General features: G+C 79.1%; 1 protein-coding gene. It reads right to left on the bottom strand.

Annotated features, from left to right (window positions below):
• Window positions 1-48: 48 nt before the first annotated feature.
• Window positions 49-254: sigma factor-like helix-turn-helix DNA-binding protein (locus KVT14_RS20680; RefSeq protein ID WP_217617323.1), on the bottom strand; the 206-nt coding region annotated here is incomplete at its 5' end.

The raw sequence follows: 254 nt of genomic DNA, 5'->3' as shown, positions 1-254 counted from the left end.
CGAGCGGGCCGACGACGAGGGCGCTGACCCGGTCGGCGAGGTGCCCGTTCACCGGGCCCCCGCCGGGGCCGTCACCTCGGACGAGCGGTCGCCCGCGGGCTCCTGGGCCGCGGCGGCGCGCACGGTGGCCGGCGCGCGGTGCTCGAGCGCCACGCGCAGCCGCGCCCGCGCCCGGTGGATGCGCGAGCGCACGGTGCCGGGCTTGATGCCCAGCGTCACCGCGATCTCCTCGTACGACATCCCCTCGATGTCGC

It is taken from the genome of Cellulomonas sp. GbtcB1 (genome assembly GCF_019091725.1).
Lineage (GTDB): Bacteria > Actinomycetota > Actinomycetes > Actinomycetales > Cellulomonadaceae > Cellulomonas.
The sequence above is the reverse complement of the archived record's forward strand: the minus strand, read 5'-3'. Positions and strand labels throughout refer to the sequence as shown.